This window comes from Streptomyces sp. NPDC088794 (genome assembly GCF_044750545.1).
Lineage (GTDB): Bacteria > Actinomycetota > Actinomycetes > Streptomycetales > Streptomycetaceae > Streptomyces.
The window spans coordinates 309,316-335,542 of record NZ_JBIVKB010000013.1; the positions used below are offsets into that span (position 1 = coordinate 309,316).

The 26,227-nt window shown below is 72.3% G+C and carries 20 protein-coding genes; 9 read left to right on the forward strand and 11 right to left on the reverse strand.

Features of this window, described 5'->3' with window-relative positions:
* Nucleotides 1-3: 3 nt before the first annotated feature.
* Both ACIP6U_RS32900 and ACIP6U_RS32905 read right to left on the reverse strand, forming a co-directional pair.
* On the reverse strand, nt 4-1,602 hold the full coding sequence (locus ACIP6U_RS32900) for an ATP-binding protein (RefSeq protein WP_401725459.1): 1,599 nt from the start codon (nt 1,600-1,602) through the stop codon (nt 4-6).
* Nucleotides 1,603-1,642: 40 nt separating this feature from the next.
* On the reverse strand, nt 1,643-1,837 hold the full coding sequence (locus ACIP6U_RS32905; RefSeq protein ID WP_121404479.1) for a hypothetical protein: 195 nt from the start codon (nt 1,835-1,837) through the stop codon (nt 1,643-1,645).
* Between the two features lie 259 nt (nt 1,838-2,096).
* Here ACIP6U_RS32905 and ACIP6U_RS32910 point away from each other — a divergent pair, with 259 nt between their 5' ends.
* The 5 genes from ACIP6U_RS32910 (at nt 2,097) to ACIP6U_RS32930 (ending at nt 7,614) form a co-directional block, all read left to right on the forward strand.
* Nucleotides 2,097-2,489 (forward strand): ankyrin repeat domain-containing protein, encoded by a 393-nt coding sequence (locus ACIP6U_RS32910; RefSeq protein WP_124002926.1) that lies wholly within the window; start codon nt 2,097-2,099, stop codon nt 2,487-2,489.
* 301 nt (nt 2,490-2,790) lie between these two features.
* A complete protein-coding gene (locus ACIP6U_RS32915; protein WP_401725463.1) occupies nt 2,791-4,209 on the forward strand; it encodes a HEAT repeat domain-containing protein in 1,419 nt (472 codons plus the stop codon).
* Between the two features lie 209 nt (nt 4,210-4,418).
* Nucleotides 4,419-5,546 (forward strand): glycosyltransferase family 4 protein, encoded by a 1,128-nt coding sequence (locus ACIP6U_RS32920; RefSeq protein ID WP_401725466.1) that lies wholly within the window; start codon nt 4,419-4,421, stop codon nt 5,544-5,546.
* Nucleotides 5,543-6,700: a glycosyltransferase gene (locus ACIP6U_RS32925; RefSeq protein WP_401725469.1), complete on the forward strand. Its 1,158-nt coding sequence runs from the start codon at nt 5,543-5,545 to the stop codon at nt 6,698-6,700. The genes ACIP6U_RS32920 and ACIP6U_RS32925 overlap by 4 nt, the downstream gene beginning before the upstream one ends.
* Complete coding sequence (locus tag ACIP6U_RS32930) at nt 6,697-7,614, forward strand: SGNH/GDSL hydrolase family protein (protein WP_401725472.1); 918 nt, start codon at nt 6,697-6,699, stop codon at nt 7,612-7,614. Before ACIP6U_RS32925 ends, ACIP6U_RS32930 begins: the two co-directional genes overlap by 4 nt.
* A gap of 246 nt (nt 7,615-7,860) precedes the next feature.
* On the opposite strand, the gene ACIP6U_RS32935 is transcribed toward ACIP6U_RS32930, so the two are convergent.
* Genes ACIP6U_RS32935 through ACIP6U_RS32955 form a run of 5 tightly spaced genes read right to left on the reverse strand, consistent with a single transcriptional unit; the run spans nt 7,861 to nt 12,228 of the window.
* Nucleotides 7,861-8,730, reverse strand: a complete 870-nt coding sequence (locus tag ACIP6U_RS32935) for a biotin-dependent carboxyltransferase family protein (protein ID WP_401725475.1) — start codon at nt 8,728-8,730, stop codon at nt 7,861-7,863.
* Nucleotides 8,727-9,344 (reverse strand): 5-oxoprolinase subunit PxpB, encoded by a 618-nt coding sequence (pxpB, locus tag ACIP6U_RS32940; RefSeq protein WP_401725478.1) that lies wholly within the window; start codon nt 9,342-9,344, stop codon nt 8,727-8,729. Before pxpB ends, ACIP6U_RS32935 begins: the two co-directional genes overlap by 4 nt.
* Nucleotides 9,341-10,099, reverse strand: a complete 759-nt coding sequence (locus ACIP6U_RS32945) for a LamB/YcsF family protein (RefSeq protein WP_401725481.1) — start codon at nt 10,097-10,099, stop codon at nt 9,341-9,343. Before ACIP6U_RS32945 ends, pxpB begins: the two co-directional genes overlap by 4 nt.
* Before the next feature lie 15 nt (nt 10,100-10,114).
* The gene (locus ACIP6U_RS32950; protein WP_401725484.1) at nt 10,115-10,936 is read right to left on the reverse strand and encodes a putative hydro-lyase; all 822 of its coding nucleotides are present in this window, start codon (nt 10,934-10,936) and stop codon (nt 10,115-10,117) included.
* Nucleotides 10,933-12,228 (reverse strand): MFS transporter, encoded by a 1,296-nt coding sequence (locus ACIP6U_RS32955; protein ID WP_401725487.1) that lies wholly within the window; start codon nt 12,226-12,228, stop codon nt 10,933-10,935. The genes ACIP6U_RS32950 and ACIP6U_RS32955 overlap by 4 nt, the downstream gene beginning before the upstream one ends.
* A gap of 130 nt (nt 12,229-12,358) precedes the next feature.
* On the opposite strand from ACIP6U_RS32955, the gene ACIP6U_RS32960 reads away from it, so the two are divergent.
* The 4 genes from ACIP6U_RS32960 (at nt 12,359) to ACIP6U_RS32975 (ending at nt 20,271) form a co-directional block, all read left to right on the forward strand.
* Nucleotides 12,359-13,060, forward strand: a complete 702-nt coding sequence (locus ACIP6U_RS32960; RefSeq protein ID WP_401725490.1) for a GntR family transcriptional regulator — start codon at nt 12,359-12,361, stop codon at nt 13,058-13,060.
* 81 nt (nt 13,061-13,141) lie between these two features.
* Nucleotides 13,142-14,668 carry a hypothetical protein gene (locus tag ACIP6U_RS32965; protein ID WP_401725493.1) on the forward strand — a complete coding sequence of 509 codons (1,527 nt, stop codon included), beginning with the start codon at nt 13,142-13,144 and terminating at the stop codon, nt 14,666-14,668.
* A gap of 64 nt (nt 14,669-14,732) precedes the next feature.
* Nucleotides 14,733-15,611: a hypothetical protein gene (locus ACIP6U_RS32970; RefSeq protein WP_401725496.1), complete on the forward strand. Its 879-nt coding sequence runs from the start codon at nt 14,733-14,735 to the stop codon at nt 15,609-15,611.
* Nucleotides 15,612-15,648: 37 nt separating this feature from the next.
* Nucleotides 15,649-20,271, forward strand: a complete 4,623-nt coding sequence (locus ACIP6U_RS32975; RefSeq protein WP_401725499.1) for a hypothetical protein — start codon at nt 15,649-15,651, stop codon at nt 20,269-20,271.
* 36 nt (nt 20,272-20,307) lie between these two features.
* Here ACIP6U_RS32975 and ACIP6U_RS32980 read toward each other — a convergent pair whose 3' ends face one another.
* The 4 genes from ACIP6U_RS32980 to ACIP6U_RS32995 all read right to left on the reverse strand — a co-directional run bounded on the left by ACIP6U_RS32980 (nt 20,308) and on the right by ACIP6U_RS32995 (nt 26,221).
* Complete coding sequence (locus ACIP6U_RS32980) at nt 20,308-21,858, reverse strand: GMC family oxidoreductase (RefSeq protein ID WP_401725502.1); 1,551 nt, start codon at nt 21,856-21,858, stop codon at nt 20,308-20,310.
* A 16-nt stretch (nt 21,859-21,874) separates the two neighbouring features.
* A complete protein-coding gene (locus ACIP6U_RS32985) occupies nt 21,875-23,446 on the reverse strand; it encodes an APC family permease (protein WP_401725505.1) in 1,572 nt (523 codons plus the stop codon).
* 164 nt (nt 23,447-23,610) lie between these two features.
* Nucleotides 23,611-25,077, reverse strand: coding sequence for an aldehyde dehydrogenase family protein (locus ACIP6U_RS32990; protein ID WP_401725508.1), 1,467 nt, complete (start codon nt 25,075-25,077; stop codon nt 23,611-23,613).
* A complete protein-coding gene (locus ACIP6U_RS32995; RefSeq protein ID WP_401725511.1) occupies nt 25,058-26,221 on the reverse strand; it encodes an aromatic ring-hydroxylating dioxygenase subunit alpha in 1,164 nt (387 codons plus the stop codon). The genes ACIP6U_RS32990 and ACIP6U_RS32995 overlap by 20 nt, the downstream gene beginning before the upstream one ends.
* Nucleotides 26,222-26,227 lie beyond the last annotated feature (6 nt).

A 26,227-nucleotide genomic window follows, 5' to 3' on the forward strand; every position in this document is an offset into this window, starting at 1 on the left:
CCGCTACGAGCCCTCCGTCGCCATGACGTCCGCGGGCACGGGCTCCGCTCCCGTCGGCTCCTGGGCGGCCTCCACGCCCTCGGAATCCGCCGGTGTCGTCCGCGGCGGCAGCAGCGCCAGTACCGCCTGCCGGTCCGCGTCGCTCGTCGCGTCGTCGTAGGGGTCCGGGGTCGCCGGGACCTGGAGGCGATGGACCGGGCCCGTGCCGAGGCGGGCGTAGCCGCGGCCGGGCGGGACCTGGGTGACCGGCGTGGTGTGCGGCGGGGTGCCCAGGACCGCTTCCAGCTGGCCGGCGGTCGCCGGTCCGAGGACGACACGCGCGCGTGTGTGCTGCCGTACCGGCTCGCTCAGCGCGTCCGCGGTGTCGAACTGGTCGGCCACCACCACCGTCACGTTCGCCGCGCGGCCGTGCCGCAGCGGCACCTGGAGCAGGGACTGCGGGTCCCGCTGGGCGTCGGCGGCGGCGAGGTGGGTGAAGGCGCTCGGGCGGTCCAGGAGGATCCACAGCGGGCGCTTGGTGTCGTCCGGCGGCGGGTGGCCCGCCTGCCGGGCGCGGTTCAGCGCGATCAGTCGGCGCTCCGTCTCGTGGGCGGCCCACTCCAGGCTGGCCAGCGCCCCGGCGAGCCCGCACTCGACGGCGAGAACACCGTCGCGGCCGGTCAGGCACGCGTACTCGCCGGTGCCGCCGCCCTCGACGATCAGGACGTCGCCGTACTGGAGGGCCTGCAGGGCGATGGAGCGCAGCAGGGTCGAAGTGCCGCTGCCGGGCTGGCCGACGACCAGCAGGTGCGGCTCGGTGGAGCGGATGCCGGTGCGCCAGACGACCGGGGGGACGTCGCGCCGCTCCTCGCCGTGGGTGAGCGGGAGCGTGCGCTGGACCTCGGAGGGGTCGGTGAAGCCGAGGACCGTCTCGCCCGGTGCCGTGACGAAGCGCTGGGCGGCGATGTCGGTGGGCAGCGGGGACAGGACGGTGATGGTGAGCTGGTTGCCCTCCTCGTCCCACGCGAAGCGGTACTCGCGGCCGCGGCCCGACTTGGCGTGCAGCAACTGCTCGATCCGCGCGCGGGAGTCGGGCTCGCCGTCGGTGAAGTACGCCGGGTAGCGGACCGTGAGATGGGTGACACGGCCCGACCCGTCGAACTCGTAGGCAGGGAAGGCCTTCTCCCACTCGCCGCCGTGGGCGAAGAGCGGGGCGGGGTCCTCCGGGATGGAGAAGTACGGCACCAGGGCCTCGTACAGGGACTGGAGGCGCTGGGTCTGCGACTCGTCCGGGCCGTCGGGCTCCGGCTCGGTGCGGTCGCGGCCCTGCCATGCTGCCGCCGCCATCAGGGCGATGACGGCGAGCAGCGGACCGTACGGCACCAGCGCCACGACCAGGACCACCGACGCCACGAAGAACAGCAGCGGCCCGCGCTTGTCCTTCGGGGTGTCGGCCCATCTGCGCCGCCCGGCCGCCGCCAGCCGGCGCAGACCGCGGGAGACCGTGATCAGCGGATGGAGGACATCGGTGGCGCTGTCGGCCGCCGTCCGGGCCAGCTCCCGGCTCCGGGCGATCTGCGTGCTGCCTGTGCTCAGGATGCGGGGGAGGGGGCGCCGGGCCACTGCTGTCTCCTGAAGGTGCGTACGGACGGAGGGAACGGCGTCAGAACTTGATGCCGCCGAGCAGACCGGCCAGGCTCTCGCCGCCGGCCTTGATGCTCGGGGCGATCGCCGTGCTCGCCAGGTAGAAGCCGAACAGCGCCGACACCATGGCGTGCGACGCCTTCAGGCCGTCCTTGCGGAAGAAGAGGAAGACGATGATGCCGAGAAGGACCACGCCTGAGATGGACAGGATCATTTGGGATCTCCTGGTTCGCGGGGACAGTCACCATGAGTACTTCCAGGCTCACAGGATGTATCCATACGATAAAAGGTGCAACAAGGTGAATTTCGGCGAATTTCCCCCGGATGGCGGAGCGCTTCGGGGGCGTTGAGCAGGGCACTTGCGTCCGACCGGGTCTGCCGTGATCTTTACCTCGGGCACTTCGGGTCATGTACGTCGTGAGCCAGTACCCTGGCGATTCACCTGAACGGTTGTATGAGAGGCGGACCGGCCGATGACTGAAGCCCCCGACCCCGAGGTCGTGGAGCTGGCGACCAAGATCTTCGATCTGGCCCGACAGGGGCAGACCGAGGCGCTCGTGGCGTACGTCGACGCGGGCGTTCCGGCCGACCTCACCAACGACCGGGGCGACTCCCTCGTGATGCTCGCCGCCTACCACGGGCACGCGGAGGCGGTACGCGCGCTGCTCGCCCGGGGTGCGGAGGCGGGCCGGATCAACGACCGGGGACAGACCCCGCTCGCCGGAGCCGTCTTCAAGGGTGAGACGGAAGTGATCGAAGCCCTCCTGGAAGGTGGCGCCGACCCCTCCGAGGGCACCCCGTCGGCCGTCGACACGGCCCGGATGTTCGGCAAGACAGAACTGCTCGAGTTGTTCGGCGCACATTGATCCGCATGTTCTGACCAGCGAAGACACAGACAACGGGGGAGGCGGTACAAGGCCGCCGAAATTTCGGTCGCGGCAGGCCGAAGTGCCGGGTCATCATGACGTCGTGATTCACGGACGCGATGGCTGGGCAGGTGTTGCCGCACCGCGCGGGCCGTGATGCGGTCCGCATGGGCCACCGACGAGAGGCAGAGGAAGATGGTCTACAGCAAGCAAGAGACGGCGGGCGCTCCGACGTTGTGTCACGCGGCCAGGTAATGCGTGCTCCCCGGTTGCGTCGACGCTTGATGTGAGGCTGTTTCCCATGTTCGATCCGGTCATAGCGCCCAGCGGAACCCTGCTCGGCCTCCTTCAGAGGGGCCGTGGCGACGGCACGCTGCACGCGCTCACCGCACCGCGCGCCGAGGCGCTCGCGGCACTGAACCACTGCGTGCTGCGCGATCCACGCCACGACTGGCAGGTGGAGAACCGCTCCCTGTACTACGCCCGTCTCTACCTCGACCTCAACGGCGAGCTGGACGAGATCGAGGCGCACCTCTTCGATGTCGAGGACGTCTTCGACACCGAGGAGTCACGCACCGGCCTGGCCCTCGCGGTCCTCGGCCATCTCGCCTCCTACGGCAGGCTGGACGCGCTCGAACTGCTGCGCAGGTACGCCGCCTCCGGCTCCAACTGGGCCTGGGCCCTGGACGAGCTGGCACTGCGGGACGACGACGCCGGGCTGCGTGCCCTGGCCGCGCCCGTGCTGGCCCGGTTCGCCACCGACGCCGAGGGCGAGGCCGAACTCGCCGCCGTCGTCCGCGACGCCTTCGAGCCCCGGCCGTGGCGGTTGTGGGCCGACGATCCGCGCGAATCGGTCGCCACGCGTGTGCGTGCCGCACAGGAGGCCGGCTGCTTCGACCGCTGGCAGCGGCAGATGCGACCGAGTGGGCCCCGTCCGGGGTGGAGCGTGCAGGCGGTGTTCGAGTGGGCCCAGCAGGGCCTCGAACGCGGTACCGAGCTGCACATCCCGGCCGCCCGCTGCCTCATGGCCGTCGCCGGGCCCGAGGACCGGCCCGAGATCCTGCGGGCCGCCGTGGACGGCACCGACGGAGCCCGCTGCACGGCCGTGCGGTATCTGGCCGACAGCAACGACCCGGACGCCCTCGACCTGATCGAGCGGGCCGTGACCACCGGTTCGCCGACTGTCGTGGAGGTCGCCGTCGCCGCCTTCGAACGGATGCGCACCGTCGCCGCCGTCGACCGCGCCCGCGGCTGGGCCCACCGGCCCGACCCGCTGGGCGCCGCCGCGGGCCGCATGCTCGCCTGTCGGGGCGGTGTCGAGGACCGGGACCTGGTCCTGGGCGCCCTGCGCGAGGCCGTACGAGGCGAGGGTCCCGACGCCCCGACCCTGTGGACCCTCGTCGACGGCACCGGCCGGCTCGGCATCGTCTGCGCCGCCCCCGTCCTGCGCCACATCTATCGCGAGACCGCCTCCTCCCAGCTCCGAGGCCGGGCCGCCCGCGCCCTCGCCGCCACCGACCCCTCCTTCCCGGCAGGCTTCGCCGTCGAGTGCCTCTGGGACTGCGAGGAGACCACCCGGGAGATCGCCGCACGGCACGCCGAGACCGGTGACACCCGCGTCGTCGAGCAACTGCGCCGACTGGCCGCCGACCCGGCCGAGGAGGCCGAGGTCCAGACCGCCGTACGCAGCCGGATCGGACCGGACGGACCCGCCGTTTGACCCGCCGTTTGACCCGTCGTTTGAGCCATCTCCGACGCGGAGAACAGGCGTCGGCGCGGGCTCCGGATGAACGAGAGGTGACCCGCGGGTCAGCCGGGCGTGGACGCGGTCCGACCTGCTCGGGCGTGGCGTGCAACGCTCATGGGACGTTTGTATTTCGTAAAGATCCACTTTGACGCGTCCACGTCCGGCGCGGCGACAACACGGGTATGCGTGTCGTCATCGTGACCGAATCCTTTCCCCCCGACGTGAACGGCGTGGCCCACTGCGCGCTCCAGACCGCCCGGCACCTCGTAGATCGCGGTCACGCCCCCGTCGTCGTTGCCCCGGCCCCCGCGCCCGGCAACCGGCCCGACGCCTCGGCGCCGTGCCCCGTCGTCCATGTCCCCTCCCTCCCGCTCCCCGGCTACCCCCAGGTGCGCGTCGCCCTCCCCAGCCGACGCCTCGCCGCCACACTCGTCGAGCACCGTGCCGACGTGGTCCACCTGGCCAGCCCCTTCATCCTCGGCGTCCGCGGCATGGCCGCCGCCGCCCGGCTCGGCATCCCCGCCGTCGCCGTCTACCAGACCGACCTCGCCGGCTACGCCCGCACCTATGTGGGCGCCGGCGAGGCCGCGGCCTGGCGTCGTATCCGCTCCGTCCACTCCGCCGCCGACCTCACCCTCGCCCCGTCCAGCGCCGCGATGCACGACCTGGAGGCACACGGCGTGCCCCGGCTGCGGCTGTGGCAGCGGGGCGTGGACACCGTGCGCTTCCGTCCCGACCTGCGCGACGAGGCGATTCGTCGCGAACTCGCCCCGAACGGCGAGCTGATCGTCGGCTACGTCGGCCGGCTCGCACCGGAGAAGCAGGTCGAACTGCTCGCCGGCGTGTGCGCGCTGCCCGGCGTCCGGGTCGTGGTCACCGGCGACGGACCGAGCCTGCCGAACCTCCAGGAACAGCTGCCCGGCGCCGTCTTCCTCGGCCGCCGCACCGGCGACGAACTGGCCAGGATCTACGCCTCCTTGGACGTGTTCGCGCACACCGGGCCCTTCGAGACCTTCTGCCAGACCGTGCAGGAGGCCATGGCGAGCGGCGTGCCCGTGGTCGCCCCCGCCGTCGGCGGTCCCCTCGACCTGGTCGACCACGGCCGCACCGGGTTCCTGGTCCCGCCGCGCGACGCAGACGCCGTGACGCAGGCGGTGGCCTCCCTGGCCGCCGACGCCGGGCTGAGGGCCTCCTTCGGGGCCGCCGCGCGCACCACCGTGGAGGGCCGCACCTGGGCGGCCGTCGGCGACCAGCTGATCGACCACTACGGGGCCGTCCTGGCCGCGCGCAAGACGGTGGTGGCGGCGTGAGCTCCCTGCGCATCGTGCGGCTGGCGAACTTCGTCGCCCCCTCCTCCGGGGGCCTGCGCACCGCGCTGCGCGAGCTGGGCAAGGGCTTCAAGGAGGCCGGGCACGACCCCGTGCTGATCGTCCCCGGCGAGCGGGCCGACGACCGGGAGACCGAGCAGGGGCGCGTGATCACCCTGCCCGGTCCGCTGCTGCCCGGCACGGGCGGCTACCGCGTCCTGACCGACAAGCGGCGCGTGGCCGGGCTCCTGGAGGAGCTGGCCCCCGACCGCCTGGAGGTCTCCGACCGTACGACCCTGAGGTGGACCGGCAAGTGGGCGCGACGCGCGCGCGTGCCCGCCGTGATGGTCTCCCACGAGACCGCCGACGGCGTCCTGCGCACCTGGGGCCTGTCCGAGGCGGCGGCCCGGTGCGCCGCCGACGCCCTCAACGTCCGTACGGCACACACGTACTCGCGCGTGGTGTGCACCACCGAGTTCGCCGAGCGCGAGTTCGTCCGGATCGGCGCCCGCAACGTCGTACGCGCCCCGCTGGGCGTCGATCTGGTCGAGCGGCATCCCTCGCTGCGGGACCCCGGTCTGCGGGCCCGGTACGCGCGCGTGGACGAGACGCTGCTCGTGACGTGCACCCGGATGTCCGTGGAGAAGCGGCCCGGCACCGCCCTCGACGCCCTGGAGTCGCTGCTGCGGCGCGGCCGCAAGGCGGTGCTGGTGGTCGCCGGGGACGGGCCGCTGCGGCCGCGGCTCGAAGAGCGGGCGCGCGAGCGGCGGCTGCCCGTGACCTTCCTCGGCCATGTCTCCGACCGGGACGCGCTGGGCGCGCTCCAGGCCTCGGCGGACGTGTGTCTGGCGCCCGGGCCCGCCGAGACCTTCGGGCTCGCCGCGCTGGAGGCGATGGCCTGCGGCACGCCCGTGGTGGTCAGCACGTCGTCCGCGCTGCCGGAGGTGATCGGCTCCGCCGGCGCGGTCGCGGCCGACCGCGGGGACGCCTTCGCGGACGCCGTCGACATGCTCCTCGAACTCCCCGAGGGGCAGCGGCGGGAGGCCGCACGCGCGCGTGCGGAGTGCTTCGGCTGGCACACGGCCGTGGACGCCTTCCTCGCCGCGCACGACGCGGCGGTGCCGGTACGGCCCTACGCGCCCGGGGGCGTGGCATGAGAACGGTGCGTTTCGTGGCCCTCGGTGACTCGCTCACCGAGGGCGTGGGCGATCCCGTCGGCGACGGGTGGCGCGGCTGGGCGGCGCTGCTGGCCGACGGGCTCGCCGAGCGGGGAGCGGGGGCCGAGGGGGCGGCCTGGACCATGAAGTCCACGGAATCCCTTGAGGACCTGACCTCCGTGGAGTTCACCAACCTCGCGGTCAGCGGGGCGCAGACGCGGGAGGTGCTGGAGCAGCAGACGCCGGCCGCGCTGGCCCTGCGCCCCGACGTTGTGTCGGTGGTCATCGGCGTCAACGACACTCTGCGCTGCACCTTCGACATCCACGCCGTCGCCGAACGGCTCGACAAGGTGTACGCCGCCTTCACCGAGCAGGGCGCGGTCCTGCTCACGGCCTGTCTGCCCGACCCGGGCGTCACGCTCAACCTGCCGGGCGCGCTGGCGCGTCCACTGGCCCGCCGGCAACGGGCGGTCAACACCGTGGTGCACGCGCTCTCCGAGCGGTACGGCGCGGTCCATCTGCACGCGGCCGAGGGCGCCTGGCTGATGGACCGGGCGATGTGGAGCGCGGACCGGCTGCACCCGGGCGAGCGGGGACACCGGCAACTGGCGCTCCGCTTCCACGCGTTGCTGGCCGAGGAGGGCCTCGCGACGGGCACCGCGCCCTCGCCCGAGCCCGAGTTCCCCGAGCCCACCACGTCGGCGAGCCTGCTGTGGCTGGCCACCGCGGGCACCGGCTGGGTGGCCCGCCGCTGCACCGACCTGCTGCCGCAGCTCCTCAGGCTCGCCGCCGACGAGATGCGCCACCGCGCCCGCGGCACCAGCGCCCGACTCGACCTGCGGACGGCGGCAGCGGTGTCGTCGGCCCTTGCAGCGTTGTCGGTGGGGGAGCAGCGGCAGCCGGACACGGCGTAAGGCGTGGGCGGGGCGGGCCGGAGAACCACGTCACGGCCGCGACCTTGCTCGCGTAGCCACAGTCGGTCGCGGCGATGTGGGCGCGCCGACCGCGCCGGGAGACGTGGAGCGGGCGGTCCGGGCGTGGGCGAGCGGCCTTTGGCGCGGATGGGCGCATGCCGGTCCGGGCTACGGGCGTACGCCTGAGCGCGTCCCCTGGGCCCGGAACGCCGACCGCTCCCTCGACGCCCGGCCCGCCCCAGCGGCTCAGCGCCTCCGTACGGTCACGAAGCGGACCGGTGTGCCCGGTGCCGCCTGGGCCGCGGGTGGCAGGTCGACCGCGTGGACGACGGCGATCACCGGGTAGCCCCCGGTGGTCGGGTGGTCGGCGAGGAAGACGACCGGTCTGCCGTCGGGCGGGACCTGGACCGCGCCCAGGACCATGCCCTCGCTGGGGAGTTCACCGGTGCGGGCGCGTTCCAGGGCAGGGCCCTCCGTACGGAGGCCGATGCGGTTGCTGGACGGGGAGACCCGGTACGCGCGCGAGGTGAAGGCGCGTACGGCGTCCGGGGTGAACCAGTCGTCGCGCGGGCCCGGGGTCACCCGCAGCACCAGCTCCTGCGGGGGAGCCGGCTGCGGGGCGACGTCCACGCGTGCGTAGTGGCCCTGTGGATCCCCCAGGGGCAGCACCTGGCCGTCCGCGAGCGGTGGCGGGCCGAGGCCGGACAGCAGGTCCGCGGAGCGGCTGCCGAGCACCGGTTCCACGGCGATACCGCCGCGGACCGCGAGGTAGCTCCGTACGCCCCGGATCACCGTGCCCACCTCCAGGACCGCGGCGGCCGGCACGGGCACGGGCGCTCCCCAGGCGACCGGCCGGCCGTCCACCCTGACCGCGCACGGGGCGCCGGTGACGGCCATGGTGACCGTCGAACGGGGGCGTACGGCACAGCCGTTGACGGTGGTCTCCAGGACGGCCGCGCCGGGCGCGTTGCCGACCAGGCGGTTGGCGAGGGCCGCCGCGGGGCCGTCCAGGGCACCGGAGTGGGGCACGCCGAGGTGGGCGTGCCCGGGACGCCCCCGGTCCTGGACCGTCGTGAGCGCTCCCGCCCGTACGACGAAGAGCGCGCTGTCCGTCATGAGGGCCCCACCGGGACGAAGCGCACGCGCGTGCCCGGTGACAGCAGCGCGGCCGGCACGCGCGCGTGGTCCCACAGGACGACGTCCGTGCGCCCGATCAGCTGCCAACCGCCGGGCGAGGAACGGGGGTACACGCCCGTGTAAGCCCCCGCCAGCCCGACCGAGCCCGCCGGGACGGCCGTACGGGGTGTCGCCCGGCGCGGGACGTCGTAGCGCGGCGGCAGGCCGGTCAGGTAGCCGAAGCCGGGCGCGAACCCGCAGAAGGCGACGGTGAATTCGGTGTCCGCGTGGATGCGGACCGCCTCCCGTTCGTCGACGCCCCAGAGCGCGGCGACGTCGGCCAGGTCCGGTCCGTCGTAGCGCACCGGGATCTCGATCGCCGTACCCGCGCGTGGGGGAGCGGGCGGTACCTCGGACGCGGTCAGGTCGGAGGCGAGGCGGGCCGGGTCGTCCAGTCCGTCGAGGAGGACCGTGCGGGCCGCGGGGACGATCTCGCGGACCGCCAGCGTGCCCTCCGCACGGCGACGCAGCAGCTCCGCGTGCAGCGCCTGCGCCTCCTCGCCGGAGGACACCTCGACGAGGAGGGCGTGGTCGCCGACGGGCAGCGCCCTCATACGAAGGCCTCCACCCGCACGCCCGACGACTCCAGACGCGCCCGGACCAGCCGGGCCAGCTCGACGGCCCCCGCTGTGTCCCCGTGCACGCACAGAGAACGCGCGCGTACGTCGATCCGGTTCCCGGAGCGGGAGGTGACCGCTCCGTCGCGGGCCAGGCCCACCGAGCGCTCCACGACCGCCGCCGGATCGGTCACCACGGCGCCCTCCTCGCCGCGCGGCACGAGCGTGCCCTGATCGGTGTACGCGCGGTCGGCGAACGCCTCGGTGACCGTCGGGAGCCCTGCCTTGCCCGCCAGGTCGAGCAGCCGGGAGCCGGGCAGGCCGAGCACGGGCAGCGTGGCGTCGGCGAGCCGCACGCCGGCCACGACCGCGCCCGCCTGTTCCTCGTCGTGCACGACCCGGTTGTAGAGCGCGCCGTGCGGCTTGACATACGCCACGCGCGTGCCCGCCGCCCGCGCGAAGACCTCCAAGGCGCCGATCTGGTACGCCACTTCGGCCGTGAGTTCAGCGGACGGCACGTCCATCGCGCGCCGCCCGAACCCCGCGAGGTCCCGGTAGGAGACCTGGGCGCCGATCCGCACCCCCCGCTCGGCGGCCAGCTCGCACACCCGCCGCATGATGACCGGGTCCCCGGCGTGGAATCCGCACGCCACGTTGGCGCTGGTGACGACGGACAGCAGCTGTTCGTCGTCGGTCAGCCGCCAGTGGCCGAAGCCCTCGCCGAGGTCGGCGTTCAGGTCGATCGCGGTCATGTGTCCATTCTCTGCTCAGGCCACGCGGTACTGCTCGTCGCGGGCGTCGGTCAGCAACATCTGCCCCGGTGCGTGGGTGATGGCGAAGGGCGGACGCGAGGCCATCACGGCCGCCTGCGGGGTCACTCCGCAGGCCCAGAAGACCGGGATGTCGTCCGGCTCGGCGGCCACCGGGTCACCGAAGTCGGGCCGGTCGAGGTCGCCGATGCCGAGCCCCGCGGGATCGCCGCAGTGCACGGGGCTGCCGTGCACCGCCGGGAGCAGGCTGGTCTCCCGGATCGCCGCCGCCAGCCGCTCCGGCGGCACCGGCCGCATGGACACCACCAGCGGGCCGTGCAGCCGTCCCGCCGGGCGGCACTGCCGGCCGGTCACGTACATGGGGACGTTGCGTCCCTGCTCGATGTGCCGGATCGGCACGCCTGCCTCGCCCAGTGCCCACTCGAAGGTGAAGCTGCACCCGATCAGGAACGACACCAGGTCGCCGCGCCAGTACGCGCGCACGTCCGTCGGCTCGTCCACCAACTCGCCGTCCCGCCACACCCGGTAGCGCGGCAGATCGGTGCGCAGGTCCGCCCCGTCCGCCAGCACGGTCGTGAAGGAACCGGCGTCGGTGACGTCCAGCACCGGGCAGGGCTTGGGGTTGCGCTGACAGAACAGCAGCATGTCGTACGCCCAGTCCGCGGGCACCGAGATCAGGTTGACCTGGGTGTGGCCCGCCGCGACCCCGGAGGTCGGCCCGGTGAGCCCCCTGCGGAAACGGGCCCGGGCGCTCTTCGGGCTCCACGCGTGCGCGTGCTCGTCGACGAGGGTCAAGGGGCGGTCTTCCGTACGGTTCACGCGAGTTCCCGCCCCTTCGTCTCCGGCAGGCCGAACAGGGCCAGTGCCGCGATGCCGTAACCGATCGCGCCGAACACCAGCGCGCCGCCCACACCCCAACTGTCGGCCAGGAAGCCGACGGTGGTGGGGAAGACGGCGCCCACGGCGCGCCCGGTGTTGTAGGTGAAGCCCTGGCCGGTGCCCCGGAGGGCCGTCGGGTACAGCTCGCTGAGGAAGGACCCGAAGCCGCTGAAGATCGCCGACATGCAGAACCCGAGCGGGAAACCGAGCACCAGGAGCAGGCCGTTGGCGCCGTCCGGGATGTTCGCGTACGCCAGGATGCAGACCGCCGAGAGCAGGGCGAACAGCCAGATGTTGCGCTTGCGGCCAAGCCGGTCGGTGAGATAGCCGCCGGTCAGGTAGCCGAGGAAGGCGCCGGAGATCAGGAACGTCAGATAGCCGCCGGTGCCGACGACCGAGAGGCCGCGCTCGCTCTTCAGGTACGTCGGCACCCAGGTGGCCAGCGTGTAGTAGCCGCCCTGGACGCCGGTGGAGAGCAGCCCGGCGAAGATCGTGGTGCGCAGCAGTCCGGGTTTGAAGATCGCCGTGAACGAGCCCTTCTCGGTGCTCTGTTCGCGTACGGCCACCGCCTGCGGGGCGTCGTGCACCCGGCGCCGCATCCAGATCACCAGCAGCGCCGGCAGGGCGCCCGTCCAGAACATGATCCGCCAGGCCAGGTCGTCGCTCGCGAACGAGAACACCAGGGTGTACATGATCGCGGCGAGCGCCCAGCCCACGGCCCACGAGCTCTGCACCGCGCCGAGGGTGCGGCCCCGGTGCTTGGCGCTCGCGTACTCGGCGACGAGGATCGCCCCGACCGCCCACTCACCGCCGAAACCGAGGCCCTGGAGGGCCCGGAAGACCAGCAGGGTCTCGTAGTTGGGCGCGAAGCCGCAGGCCACGGTGAAGACCGCGTAGGTGATCACCGTGATCATCAGCGCCTTGACCCGGCCGACCCGGTCCGCGATCACTCCCGCGAGGGCGCCGCCGACCGCGGACACCACGAGTGTGACGGTCGTGAAGAGGCCGGTCTGGCCGCTGTCCAGGCCGAAGTACGCGGCCAGCGCGACCATGCTCAACGGGAGCGTGAAGTAGTCGTACGAGTCCAGGGCGTAGCCGCCGAAGGCGCCCGCGAAGGCGCGCCGGCCGCGCGGTCCGAGGGCGTGCAGCCAGTCCAACGCGCCTTCTTTTTCGGTGAGTTCACCGGTGGGCGGGTCGGTGGTCAGGGCCTGGGGTGGAGGGGTCGTGCTCATGGGCACCTCGCAGTGGGAGGACGGAGGGTGCGTGATTGAGCCGTGCGGTGAGAAGCACCTTAGGGAATCGTTCAACGATTGAGCAAGGGGTGTGTTGTTTCGTTCTCGTGTCTGCGGTTGAATTCCGGGCATGGCAGAGCAGTTGAGCGAACTGGCCGACGACCGCGCCCTCCTGGGCCGCACCAGCACGGCCGAACGGGTCTCGGACGTCCTCAGAAGCCGCATCGCCGAGGGCTACTTCCCGCCCGGCACCCGGCTGTCGGAGGACAGCATCGGAGGCGCGCTCGGGGTCTCCCGCAACACCCTGCGCGAGTCGTTCCGACTGCTCACCCACGAACGCCTGCTCGTCCACGAACTCAACCGGGGCGTCTTCGTCCGGGTCCTGAGCGTCGAGGACGTCGAGGACATCTACCGCACCCGCGCCCTCGTCGAGTGCGCCGTCGTCCGCGGCCTCGGCGCACCGCCGTACGCCCTCGACGCCCTCACCGCGGCGGTCGACCAAGGGCGGACGGCGGCCCGCGAAGGTGACTGGAAAACGGTGGGTACGGCCAATATCCACTTCCACCGCGAACTCGTGGCCCTGGCCGGAAGCGAGCGCACCGACGAACTCATGCGCAGCGTCTTCGCCGAACTGCGCCTCGCCTTCCACCTCGTGGACGACCCACGCCGCCTGCACGAGCCGTACCTGGCCCGCAACCAGCAGATCCACGAGGCGCTCCAGGGCGGCGACAAGGGCGAGGCCGAAAAGCTGTTGTCGGTCTACCTCGGCGACTCCCTGGAACGCGTGGTCGAGGTGTACCGGCGAAGGGTCGGCGACGGAAACACTCCGTAGCGATTCGATCACTTGGTGATACCCGTGAGGTGATCCGAGTCGTTTGGGCCGATGTCAGACCGAGGACCTAGTCTGTGCACCGTGACTTCGCCTGCATCGACGGACAGCGTTCCGCCCCAGCTCAGCGCGGGGCCGCGCCCCGCACCAGGGCCAGCCGCCGACGAGGGACTGGCGCGGCGGCTGCGCGCGCTCGCCTGCACCGCGCCGCTGCACGACCTCGACGTGCGCAAGGCCAATCTCGCCGGTGAGTACTCGGTGTACGGCATGGCAGAGGTGGCCCTGGCCGCCATCGACCTGGTCACCCTGAACATGGACTTCGACACGGGCGCCGACCACGACCAGATAGTGGCCAGGCTCATCCCGCGCATCGCCGCCCAGGCCCCGCAGCGCCCCGTCGCCGAGCACGAGCGCGTGGCCCGCTGGGTCCTTGAGAACCTGATCAACGTCGGCAGCGTCGACCGCGGCTTCCGCGCGGTGTACGGCACGTTCACGCCGGAGGGCAACTACGTCCGCCGCGACTACGACTTCAAGCTGATCGAAGAGGTGCCGGGCCCCGGCGGCACGGTCTACCTCCGCACCACGGACGAAGCCGTCAACGTCCTGGTGGGCGCACTCGACACGGACGTCACCAGCGCCCAGATCGCGGCCGAGGTCAAGCTGGAGGTCCTGATCAACCGGGGCCGGCTCGCCGACGCCCAACTCGCCGCCGAACAGGCCCGGTACCGGACCGTGCAGTACTCGGAGACGCTGCGCCGCGCCCTGGACGCCACCCGGCGCAACGTCCGCGCGGTGGACTGGCTCAACTCCGTGCCCGACATGATCGCCGAGGCTCTCGACCACGTGGCCGACCGCTACCGCCACGAGAACGCGATCCTCACCAACATCCGCAAGGCACGCGACGAGACCGAGGACGCCGAGCACAAACGGCGGGCCGCCGAGCTCGTCGACATCGTCAAGGACTGCATCCGGCGCCACACGCAGTTGCAGTCGCGCCTGCTGGAGGCGGGCCCCCTGTTCCGCGCCGAGCAGGACCGCCAGGCGTTCGCCACCCCGATGGCGTCCTCGGGGATAGACCTCTACGGGCATCTCGTCGCGCCCGTGCTGCCGTTGCCCCTGGAACAGGCGGTCCGGGTCACGGACGCCTTCTTCGCGCGGGGGACCGGGCTGCGTACCCCGGCGTCCGTGCGGGTCGGCGACCTCGTCGACATACTGCTGACGCCGCCGGTGGAGCGGGAGCACCTCGGCGCGGAGATGCCCGAGCCGGACCTGATCGCCACCCCGGACGACAGCCGCTTCAGCGAGGAACAGCTCACCGTGGCCAAGGAGTTGCTGGACCTGCCCGCGGACGCGCCGCGCCGGCTGTCCGGGCTGCTCGCCGAGGCCCGCCGCAAGGATCCGGAACTGCCGTACCTGGTGGCGCTGTTGGCGGTCCACGCGGCCAGCCCGGCGGTCGGCACCGCCTACCGGCAGGGCGAGGAGAAGCTGTTGTTCGCCGTGGACGACGGCATGGAGCTGGACGACCCGGAGTTCGGCGGGGCCGATCTCATCGTCGGCACGGCCCTGCTCGACTCGGCGGGGATGGCGGCGGACAGGACGGAAGCGGCATGAGCCGGACCGGAAACCGTATGCGTATGCGTAGGCACGAGCAGCACAGCGACAGGGGGTACCGACCGTGAGCGAGATCGCCGACCGGAGTGAGACGGATGTCGCCGCCGCACCGGCGAGCGCCGCTGTCACACCCGCCGACGCCGCCGACGCGGCCCGGCTCGTCGCGTTCGGGCTGCAGCCCAAGACGCAGCCCGCGCGCGACCAGGAGTACGCGGAACTGCTGCGCCGCTACCGCGAGGACCCGCCGTTCGCCCGTCTCGCGGACGCCGTGGCCGCCGGGCTCGGTCTGGTGGTCCTCGAGGTGTCCCCGCGCGCGGGGATGGCGGTGACCGCCGCCGAGGACTCGGTGTTCGCCGTCCGCATGGGCGACTACGCGCGTCGCACGTCCGCCGACGGCAGCGACCGGTTCCTGCACGGCCTGGCCCATCTCGCCGTCGCCGCCATGGCGTTCCCGCGGCCCGAGGACCTCGCCGACGACGGCTACATCGGGCGCGTGACGGTCAACGGCGTCGACACCTTCGTACGGCAGGCCTGCCGTCGGCTCGAGGAGCGGGCCGAGGAGCACGGGGAGAACACCGACCCGGCGACCGACGCGCCAGGCCTTGAGGCCGCCTGGCGGGTCTGGGCCAGACGCAGCGCCGCCGGCGCCACCAAGGACGCGCGCAGACTCGCCGGGTCCACCACCGGCATCGTCGGCAAGGCCGCCGCGTTCCTCACCGACTCCGGCTTCCTCCAGCGCACCGGAGACGACCACGGCGGCACCTACCGCACCACGGCCCGCTACCAGCTCCAGGTGCGGGACATGGCGGGTACCGCGGCCCTGACCGAACTCCTCGAACTGGGCGTCGTCCCGGTGACCGACGGCACCCCCACCCTGCTGCCCGCCGAGGACACCGACGCGTCGGAGCTGGTGGCCGACGCCGGACTGCCGTTCCACTCCTGAACCCCCCTGCCCTGCCGAAGACTTACGAGAGTCCGCCATGTACGAGCTGTCCAGGGTCCGCCTCTACTCGATCGGACCCGCCGGTGCGCGCTACGCCGACACCGTTCTCGACCTGCGGGGCGTCGGCGCGCCCGTGCCCGACCCCGCGCCCACCCAGGCGGAGTTCTTCGCGGACGAGCCCGTCGGCCCGCCGCGCCGCCCCGCGCCCGCCGGCGTGCTCTTCCTGGAGAACGGCGGCGGCAAGTCCGTCCTGCTGAAGCTGATCTTCTCCGTGATGCTGCCGGGCCACCGCAACACCCTGGGCGGCGCCAGCTCCGGCGTGCTGCGCAAGTTCCTGCTCGCCGACGACTGCGGGCACGTGGCCCTGGAGTGGCAGCACACGCTGACCGGCGAATGCGTCGTCGTCGGCAAGGTGAGTGAGTGGCGCGGGCGCCAGGTCTCCAACGACCCGCGCAAGTTCGCCGAGGCCTGGTACTCCTTCCGGCCCGGACCCGGACTGAGCCTCGACAACCTGCCCGTCGCCGAGGCGACTTCCGTACGGCCGCCCGTCGAGGGCGCCTCCGGAGCGCAGGGGCGACGGCGCACCATGAAGGGCTTCCGGGACGCCATGACGGAGGCGACCAAGGCGTATCCGCACCTGGAGGTGCACTGGGAGGAGATCCACGACCGCTGGATCGAGCACCTCGGCGACCTCGGCCTGGACCCCGAACTCTTCCGCTACCAGCGGGAGATGAACGCCGACGAGGGCGAGGCCGCAGGACTCTTCGCGGTCAAGAAGGACTCCGACTTCACCGACCTGCTGCTGCGGGCGGTCACCGACACCCGGGACACGGACGGCCTTGCCGACCTGGTCGGCGGGTTCGGCAACAAGCTGGGGCGGCGGGCCGAGCTGATCGCCGAACGGGAGTTCACCGCGGGCTCCGTCGACCTGCTCGGACGGATCGTGGAGGCCGCCGAGGCGCGGGCACGCGCGCGTGACATCCACACCGCCGCCGAGCGCCGCACCCGCACCCTGGCACGGCGGCTGTCCGCGCGGGGCGGGCAGGAGCGGGTACGGGCCGCCGAACTCGCCCGGCGCGTCACCGAGACCGCGTACACGGTCACCCAGTCGGAAGCGGCGCGGGAGCGCAGTGCGCTGATCGCCGCCGAACTCGCCTACCGCAACGCCTCGTTGGCGCTCGCGGTGGCGGAGAAGTCGGCCGCGGCGCAGAAGCGCGAGCTGGCCGACGCGCGCACCCTGCACTCCGCCTGGCAGGCCGCCGAGGCCGTGCTGCGCCACCGCGCCGCCGCCGACCGCGGCGCGCGCGTGGCCGCCGCCATCCAGGAGGCCGAACGGGACGCGGCCCCGGCGCTCGCCGCCCGCGCCAAGGCCGCCGTGGATCTCGTACGGGCCCTGCACGGGGCCGCCGAGAGCGCCGAGAACCTCGCCAACGAGGAGGAGGAGCGGTCCGGCTCACTCCAGGAGGTCGGCGAGTCGGCGCACCGGGACGCGACCGCCGCCGCGACCCAGGCGCAGCGCGCCCGCAGCGAGGTCGGGCATCTGCGCCAGCGGCTGAGCGAGGTCGAGCAGGAGACCGCCGAGGCGGTGCGGGCCGGCTGGCTCGACGACAGCGCGCCCGACGCCGACCCGGCCCGCGCCGCCCTCGCGGCCAGCGACGCCGAGAAGTCGGCCGTCACCGCCTGGGACGCGGCCCGGGAGGCCTCCCGCAAGGCGACCGAGCACGCCCGCGAGGCCGCCTCCGCCGAGTCCCGCGCCGAACTGACGGCGGCCCGCGCGGCGGACGCGGCGACGGCTGCTCGGCGCTCGTACGAGGCCGAGCGCCGGATCGCCGAGGCGCTGGCCGCGGAGGAGCGGCTGGCCGAGCTGCTGAGCCTGTCCGGCACCGGACCGCGGTCCGGGGTCCCGCATCCCCGGCACGAGGTGGAGGACGCCGAGGCGGCCTTCACGCCCGAGGAACTCGACCGCTTCGCCGACGAGTTGCGCGAACTCCTCGACGACTCCGTCTCCGCCGCCGAACGGCAGCTCTTCGAGCTGCGCACGGCCGCCGCCGACGACTCCCGGATCCTCGGCGCGCTCGGTGACGGCGGGCTGCTGCCGCCCGGGCCCGATGTGCTGGCCACCGTGGAGTTCCTCGGCGAGCGCGGCATCCCGGCGCTGCCCGGCTGGCGCTACCTCGCCCAGGCCGTCGACCCCGCCGACCACGCGCGCGTGCTGGCCGCACGCCCCGAGCTGGTCGACGGCGTGATCATCACCGACCCCGACACACACGCGCGTGCCCGTGACGCCCTCGGCGACGCGGCGCTGCTGCCGCGCTCGGCCGTGGCCGTCGGCACCGCGGCCGCCCTCCTCGCGCCCACGCCGCCCGACGACGGCACTCCGGGCGACGTCTTCCTCGTACCGCCGAACCCGGCCATGCACGACGAGCACGCCGCCGACGAGGAGCGGCAGGCGCTGCGCGGGCGGGCGACCGAGCGGGACGAGGAGATCCGGACGCTCGCCGCGCGGCTCGGCAAGGACCGGGAACTGGCGGCACGGCTGGCGTCGTGGCGTACCGGCTGCCCGGCCGGACGACTCGTCGAGCTGGCGCAGGCCTCGCACGACGCGGGCGAGTTCGCCGAGGAGTCCGAGGCGGAGCTGGCCGAGGCGCGCACCGCGCGGGCCGAGGCCGACGAGGCCGCCGCCGAGACCGGGCAGGTCCGGGACGAGCGGCAGGAGGCCGCGCAGAAGGCCCGGCGCGCCGCCGACGCCCTCGCCGGGCTCGCCTTCCGGCTGCGCGAGCGGGCCGGCTGGCAGGTCAAGCTGCGTGAACTGGCCGACGAGGCCGCCGAGTCGGAGGCCCGCGCTCAGGCCTGCCTGGAGCGTGCCCGCGCCGCCGACGAGGACCGGCGCGCCGCCCAGCGGGCCGCCGACGACGCCCGCCGCACCGCTCGCGCGCTGCGCGCCGAGCGCGCCGAGGTCGCGGGCGCGCCCGACGACGTGCCGGAGGGCGACTCCGACGACCCCAGCGCGTCGCTGCCCGCCTTCCGCGAGGCCTATCGGGCCGCGTCCCAGTTGTACGAGAAGGTCGGCGTCGGCGCCGATCTGCGCGCCGAGCAGGCCCGCGCGGAGAGCGACGAGAGCGCCGCCCGGACCGACCTGGACCGGCTGAGCAACAAGGTACGCACGCGTGCCGCGCAGCTCCTCCAGTCGCCGGACGGCTCCGACGGGCCCTCCCGGCAGGCCGCCGTCGCCCGGGCCGAGGAGCTGGTGCAGCTCCTGGAGACCCGGATGTCCACCGCGAGCGAGCAGCTCGGCCGGCTGCGCGGCGAGGCCGAGCGGCACGCGCCCGAGGACGGCGAGACCCACACCGAACTGACCGAGGAACTCCAGCCGCGCGACGCCGAGCACGCCCAGGCGCTGCTGCGCACAGCGACCGCCGAACTCGCTACGCGCGCCGAGACGTTGACCCAGGCGCGCGAGGCGCACGCCGAACTCCTCGACTCCCACCGGGCGGCCGAGGACGGGGCCGGCGGCTTCGAGGAGGTCGCGGCGATGCTCCGCGACCTGCTGCGCGAGCACATCTCCGACGACGAGCAGGAGGAGCCGGAGCCGTATCCCGGCACCCTGGAGGAGGCCCGGCACTCCGCCGCCGAGGCCCGCAGGTCGCTGCGCGGCTGCGCCGCCGATCTGTCGGCCGCCGAGTCCGGTGTGCGCGAGGCGAGCGACATCCTCGTCCGGCACGCCAACGCCACGCGCTACGAGCAGGTCCGCACCCCCGCGCGCCAGCAGATCCGCGAGCTGCCCGCGTCCTCGCTGCCCGAGCACGCCCAGAAGTGGGCGGACGCCTTCGCGCCCCGACTGCGGGTGCTGACGGACGAGTTGGCGCAGCTGGAGCGCAACCGGGACTCGATCGTGGACCGGCTGCGGGGGCTCGTCGAGTCGGCGCTGGCCACCCTGCGCTCCGCCCAGCGGCTGTCCCGGCTGCCCGAGGGGCTCGGCGAGTGGTCCGGGCAGGAGTTCCTGCGCATCCGCTTCGAGGAGCCCGACCAGGCCGTCCTCACCGAGCGGCTCGGCGAGGTCGTCGACGAGGCGACCCGGGCCGCCGTGAAGAAGAACTCCGACCTGCGCCGGGACGGCATGTCCTTGCTGCTGCGCGGTGTGGGCGCGGCGCTCCAGCCCAAGGGGGTCGCCGTCGAGATCCTCAAGCCGGACGCCGTCCTGCGCGCCGAGCGCGTGCCCGTCGGGCAGATGGGCGACGTCTTCTCCGGCGGCCAGCTGCTCACCGCGGCGATCGCGCTGTACTGCACGATGGCCGCGCTGCGCTCCAACGACCGGGGGCGCGACAAGCACCGGCACGCCGGCACGCTGTTCCTCGACAACCCGATCGGGCGGGCCAACGCCACGTATCTGCTGGAGCTCCAGCGGGCCGTGTCGGACGCGCTCGGTGTGCAACTCCTTTACACCACCGGCCTGTTCGACACGACGGCGCTGGCGGAGTTCCCGCTGGTCATCCGGCTGCGTAACGACGCGGACCTCAGGGCGGGGCTGAAGTACATCAGCGTGGAGGAACACCTCCGGCCGGGGCTCCCTGAGGAGGGCCCGGCCGGAGAAGGTGACGCGGTGCGCAGCGAGATCACGGCGACGCGGATGTACAAGCGGCCGGCGCCGAGCACAGGTTGATCAACCTGTTGATCAATGTCTGTGCGGACAACGTGACTAGGCATCCTCCTTGATCAAGTCCGCGCACTTCTCGCCGATCATCATCGTCGTGATGCACGGGTTGACCGAGATCAGGTCCGGCATCGCCGAACCGTCCGCGACCCGGAGTCCCTCGACCCCCTTGACCCGCAGGCGCGCGTCGAGCGGGGCCGAGGGGTCGTCGTCCGCGCCCATCTTCACGGTGCAGGACGGGTGGTAGACGGTGTTGTGGGTCTTGTGGATGTAGTCGAGGAGCTCCTCGTCGGACTGCACGTCCGGACCGGGGGCCAGTTCGGCGCCCGCCCAGCCGCTCAGCGCGGGTTGGGAGGCGATCTTCCGGGCCAGCTTGAGGCCGAACGTCATCACGCGCGCGTCGTGCTCATGGGTGAAGTAGCGCGGGTCCACCTTGGGCTTGTCCCGGTAGTCGCGGGTCCGCAGCCGCACCGTGCCCCGTGACTTCGCGCGCGTCACGTTCGGGGTGAGACAGAAGGCGTTCTCCGAGGTGGGGTAGCCCCAGCGCGCGGTGTTCATGTCGAACGGCACCGACCCGTAGTGGAACATCAGGTCGGGCCGGTCCAGGCCCTCCTCGGTGTCGTAGAAGATGCCCGCCTCCCACCACTGGCTGGACGTGGTGGGCATCGGCTGTCTGGCGTCCCACATGATGACGCCCTCGGGGTGGTCCTGGAGGTTCTCGCCGACGCCCGCCGAGTCGACGACCACCTCGACGCCGACCTCGCGCAGGTGCTCGGCCGGACCGATGCCGGAGAGCATCAGGAGTTTCGGGGTGTCGATCGCGCCGCACGACACGATGACCTCGCGCCGGGCCCGTACCGTCCGATGGTGGATCAGGTCCGGGTCCAGGTACTCGGCGCCGACGCAGCGCCGCCCTTCGAGGACGAGCTTCTTGGCGCGTACGCCCGTGCGCACCTCCAGGTTGGGGCGCTTGCCCAGGATCGGGTGGAGGTAGGCCACCGAGGACGACTGGCGGGTGTTGTTCTCGTCGGAGTTGATCTGGAACCAGTTGGCGCCCCGGATCACCGTCTTCCCGGTGTTGAAGGCGGTGGTGGGGATGCCGGCCTGGGCGCACGCCTCCAGCAGGGCCGTGCCGCACGGGTCGTCGCTCTTGAGCGTGCGCAGCTTGACCGGGCCGTTGCGGCCGTGGTGGTCGCCGGGGGCGTCGTTGTTCTCCAGGCGCCGGTAGAGCGGGAAGAGGTCCGCCGCGCTCCAGCCCGTACAGCCCTCAGCCGCCCAGTCGTCGAGGTCCTCGGCGGGCGCCCAGAAGGCGATACAGGAGTTGTGCGAGGAACAGCCGCCCAGCACCCTGGCACGCGCGTGCCGCATGAAGCTGTTGCCGCTGGACTGCGGCTCGACCGGGTAGTCCCAGTCGTAGCCGGACTCCAACAGGCCCATCCAGCGGTCGAGTTTGAGGATGTCGTCGTCGCCGACGTCGCTGGGTCCCGCCTCCAGGACGCAGACGGTGACCGACGGATCCTCGGAGAGCCGGGCCGCCACCACGTTGCCCGCGGTGCCGCCGCCGACCACGACGTAGTCGAACTCATCGGTGCTCATGAGTTGTTGACCTCCTTCAGTCGGCCGCCGGAGCGGCGAAGGGAGTGGCCACGTCGGCCTCGTTCTCCAGGCGGTGCTCCGCGAGCACGCCGGTCCGGTGCCGCTGGACGAACCAGTAGTAGGCGAAACCGCCGCCCATGATCACGCCGACGAACAGGAGCGCGCCCCACTGGAGGTACCAGTGGAAGGGGGCGGTCGCGTTGTAGACGGCGGCGCGCGGCCAGATCAGGTTGAGCGTCATGCCCGCGCCCCACAGCACGGCCACGATGTTGACCAGCAGACCCCAACGGCCCAGTGAGAACTTGCCGTCGCCGGCCGGCTCCCACTTGCCGCGCAGCCGCGCCACCAGCATCGGCCCGGTGACACCCAGGTAGGCGAGGTAGATCATGATGATGCCGATGCTGGTGACGACCGTGAAGATCTGCGGCTGGCGGATGTTGACCACCAGGATCGCCAGCGCCAGGATGCCGATGATCACGGCCGGCAGCACCGGCGTCTTGAAGCGCGGGCTGACCTTGGCGAGCTTGGAGGACGCGGGCAGGTTGTTGTCCCGGGACATCGCGAACGCCAGCCGGATCGCCGCCGTGTGCACGGCGAGCGCGCAGACGGTGACCGCGATCAGCACGCACCACAGCATCGCCTTGCCGGCCGTGGAGCCGAGCACGTCCAGGACGATGTACTGCAGACCGTCGACGGACAGCTTCCCGCTCTTCAGGCTGGACACGCTCATCAGCGCGAGCAGCAGGACAAGGCCGCCCAGGACGAAGGACGCGACGATCGCCCGGATGATCGCGCGGGGCGCGTTGCGGGACGGGTCCACGGACTCCTCACCCAGCGAGGCCGCCGTGTCGAAGCCGTACATGACGTACGCCGAGGCCAGCGAGGCCACCAGGAACGCGCCCAGATAGCCGGCGCCGTATCCGGCCCCGGTGCCGTTGGTCTCCATGACCACCTGCGGGCCGCGGGTGATGTGGACGGCGAACAGGACGATCAGTACGACCGTGGCGATCAACTCGATGAACACGCCCGCCGAGTTGATCGTGGCCATCAGCTTGACGCCGAAGGCGTTCACGAGGGTCGTGAACAGGATCAACACCGCGGCCAGGATGACCGCGTTGGTCGCCACGTCGTACTTGCCCGTTCCGTCGCCGACGATCTGGAACACGTGGGAGATCTGCGGCAGCGTGAGCTGGTAGGCGAGTGCCACGGCCGCGATCGACACGATCGACGCGATGAGCATCGTCCAGCCGGCCAGCCAGCCCAGGTGCGGATTGCCTATCTTCTTCGACCAGTTGTAGACCGAGCCCGCGACGGGATAGCGGGCGGCCAGTTCGGCGAAGCAGAGGGCGACCATGAACTGGCCGACGAAGACCATCGGCCACGACCACCAGTAGGCGGGGCCGCCGCTGCCGTAGCCGAAGTAGAACAGCTGGAAGGTGCCGGTCAGGATCGAGATGTAGCTGATCCCGGCGGCGAAGGTGTGGAAGTTGCCGAGGGTGCGCTTGAGCTCGGGTTTGTAGCCGAACTCGGCGAGTTCGGTGTCGTCGTGGCCGTGTGATCCGGATGGTGGTTGCTCGGTTGTCGTCATGAGCGGACTCCTGGTGGGCCTGGGGAGGGAGGGGAGCGGCTCTGCGGGTGCCGGGACCGGTGCGGGGGGGTGATCGATCAAGAGTTGATCGGTGAGGGGTTGGTTATACGTGGGGCTCATGTGCGCGTTGTTACGCGGGAGTTAGGCGCATGCGCCTCGCGGCGCTAGTCGAACCAGCCCTGCGGCTTGGGGGCCGTGTTGCGCCAGATGTGCTTCGTCTCGCGGTACTCGGCGAGTCCGGAGGGTCCGAGTTCGCGTCCGAAGCCGGACTGCTTGAAGCCACCCCATTCGGCCTGCGGCACGTACGGGTGGTAGTCGTTGATCCAGACCGTCCCCAGACGCAGCCGCGAGGCGACGCGCGCGGCCTTGCCCTCGTCGGTCGTGAACACGGCGCCCGCGAGACCGTAGATCGTCCCGTTGGCCAGTCGTACGGCCTCGTCCTCGTCGCTGAAGCGTTCCACGGTCAGCACCGGTCCGAAGGACTCCTCCTGCACCACGTGCATCCCCACGGAGCAGTCGCCCAGGACGGTGGGCGGGTAGTAGAAGCCGTCGTCGTACTCCGCGCCGGTGGGCCGCGCGCCGCCGCAGCGCAGCACCGCGCCCTCCTCCAGCCCCCTGGCCACGTACGCCTCGACCTTGGCCCGGTGTGCCGCCGAGATCAGCGGCCCGGCCTGCGCGCGCTCGTCGAAGGGGCCGCCGAGCCGGATCTCCTGGGCCCGGCGGACGACCTCGTCGACGAACCGGTCGTGCAGCGAGTCCTCCACCAGCAGGCGCGCCCCCGCCGAGCAGACCTGCCCGGAGTGCAGGAAGACCGCGGTCAGCGTCATGTCCACGGCCGTGTCGAAGTCGGCGTCGGCGAAGACGACGTTGGGGTTCTTGCCGCCGAGTTCGAGGGCGACCTTCTTGACCGTCGGAGCCGCCACCGCCATCAGATGGCGGCCGGTCTGCAGGCCGCCCGTGAACGACACCATGTCGACGTCCGGGTGGTCACCGAGCGGGGCGCCCGCCTCGGGACCCGCGCCGAGGACCAGGTTGGCCACGCCCGCCGGCAGCCCCGCCTCCTCCAGCAGCCGCATCAGGTGGATGGCCGTGTGCGGGGTCAGCTCGCTCGGCTTCAGGACGAAGGTGCACCCCGCCGCGAGGGCCGGGGCGACCTTCCAGGCCGTCTGGAGGAGCGGGTAGTTCCACGGGGTGATCAGCGCGCAGACGCCGACGGGCTCGTACACCACCCGGCTGTCGACGCCCTCGGCCCCCGTGTCGATCACCCGGCCGGTTTCGCTCGCCACGAGTCGGCCGAAGTAGCGGAAACAGTTGACGATGTCGTCAATGTCGTACTCGCTCTCCACATACCGCTTCCCGGTGTCCAGGGACTCGGCACGCGCGAGTGCCTCCTTGTCGCGGGCCAGGAGGTCGGCCACCCGCAGCAGCAGATCGCCGCGCTCGTTCGGGGAGGTGCCCGGCCAGGGGCCCTCGTCGAAGGCGCGCCGGGCGGCCGCGATGGCCTCCACGGTGTCCTTGCCGCCGGCCTCGTCCACCACGGCGACCAGGGAGCCGTCGGCCGGACAGCGGATCTCGCGCGTACGTTGATCGACCGCGCTCCGCCAGCTTCCGTCAATGAACAGGTCCGGCATGGCCGCCTCCCAGCTGCTCCAGGACCCACTCGTGGAAGATCCCGATGTGGTGCTCGTTGGGAACCAGCACACCACCCCTGCGGTACGCCCGCGACGCCATGGCCGGTTGTGTCCGTTCACATGCTTCGAAATCCTGTTCGTTCACCCTGTGGAACAGCTCCACCGACTTCGAGACGTCGGCGCCCGAGGCGACCACCTCCGGCGCGTACAGCCAGTCGCACTCCACGATCGTGCGGTCCTCGGCCAGCGGGAACATGCGGTGCAGGATGACGTGGTCCGGTACGAGGTTGATGAAGACCGTCGGCTTCACCGTGATGGCGTAATAGCGCCGGTCCTGGTCCGCGGAGACCTGCGGCAGCTTCGCGAAGCCCTCGCTGCCGTCGACCGTGAAGCCCTTGACCTCGGCGCCGAACTCGGCGCCGTGGCCCACGTAGTACTGGGCGGCGTAGCCCTCCGCGAACTCCGGGAGCACGTCGGTCAGTTCCGGGTGGATCGTCGCGCAGTGGTAGCACTCCATGAAGTTCTCGACGATCAGCTTCCAGTTCGCCTTCACGTCGTACGTGATGCGCTTGCCGAGGGCCAGGTCCTCGGTGCCGTAGTGCTCGATCGCGGCCGGGTCGCCGAGCCGTTCCACGGCCGCGTGCGTGACCGTGTCCTCGAAGGAGGGCGGCTCGTCCGCCAGGCACACCCAGGCGTAGCCGAGCCACTCCCGCAGTGACACATTGATCAAACCGTACTCGACCCGATCAACATCAGGCATCTTGATCAAGTTGGGTGCGGCGATCAATTTGCCGTCCAGGTCGTACGTCCATGCGTGGTACGGGCACTGGAGGCTGCGCCGGACCTCGCCGGCCTCCTCCATGCACAGCCGGGCCCCGCGATGGCGGCAGATGTTCAGGAACGCGCGCAGCTCACCCTTGCGCGTCCGGGTGATGATCACGTTCTCGCGGCCCACCTGGACGGTCCGGAACGCGCCTGGTTTGGCCAGGTCGGCGCTGCGGACGGCACAGATCCACATCGACTCGAACAGGCGCTGCTGCTCCTGACGGAAGATCTCCGGGTCGGTGTAGTAGTGCCCGGGGAGGGTGGAGATCAGGCTGGGGGTGTCGGGGAGGGGGACGGGGGACATCGGGATCGTCGTCACGAGGCT

Coding starts and splice junctions, on each gene's coding strand:
- pxpB (WP_401725478.1), bottom strand. CDS start 9,344: ATGAGGGCGCTGCCCGTCGGCGACCACGCCCTCCTCGTCGAGGTGTCC.
- ACIP6U_RS32985 (WP_401725505.1), bottom strand. CDS start 23,446: ATGACGACAACCGAGCAACCACCATCCGGATCACACGGCCACGACGAC.
- ACIP6U_RS32990 (WP_401725508.1), bottom strand. CDS start 25,077: ATGCCGGACCTGTTCATTGACGGAAGCTGGCGGAGCGCGGTCGATCAA.
- ACIP6U_RS32955 (WP_401725487.1), bottom strand. CDS start 12,228: ATGAGCACGACCCCTCCACCCCAGGCCCTGACCACCGACCCGCCCACC.
- ACIP6U_RS32935 (WP_401725475.1), bottom strand. CDS start 8,730: ATGACGGACAGCGCGCTCTTCGTCGTACGGGCGGGAGCGCTCACGACG.
- ACIP6U_RS32960 (WP_401725490.1), top strand. CDS start 12,359: ATGGCAGAGCAGTTGAGCGAACTGGCCGACGACCGCGCCCTCCTGGGC.
- ACIP6U_RS32975 (WP_401725499.1), top strand. CDS start 15,649: ATGTACGAGCTGTCCAGGGTCCGCCTCTACTCGATCGGACCCGCCGGT.
- ACIP6U_RS32905 (WP_121404479.1), bottom strand. CDS start 1,837: ATGATCCTGTCCATCTCAGGCGTGGTCCTTCTCGGCATCATCGTCTTC.
- ACIP6U_RS32945 (WP_401725481.1), bottom strand. CDS start 10,099: ATGACCGCGATCGACCTGAACGCCGACCTCGGCGAGGGCTTCGGCCAC.
- ACIP6U_RS32930 (WP_401725472.1), top strand. CDS start 6,697: ATGAGAACGGTGCGTTTCGTGGCCCTCGGTGACTCGCTCACCGAGGGC.
- ACIP6U_RS32915 (WP_401725463.1), top strand. CDS start 2,791: ATGTTCGATCCGGTCATAGCGCCCAGCGGAACCCTGCTCGGCCTCCTT.
- ACIP6U_RS32980 (WP_401725502.1), bottom strand. CDS start 21,858: ATGAGCACCGATGAGTTCGACTACGTCGTGGTCGGCGGCGGCACCGCG.
- ACIP6U_RS32910 (WP_124002926.1), top strand. CDS start 2,097: ATGACTGAAGCCCCCGACCCCGAGGTCGTGGAGCTGGCGACCAAGATC.
- ACIP6U_RS32920 (WP_401725466.1), top strand. CDS start 4,419: ATGCGTGTCGTCATCGTGACCGAATCCTTTCCCCCCGACGTGAACGGC.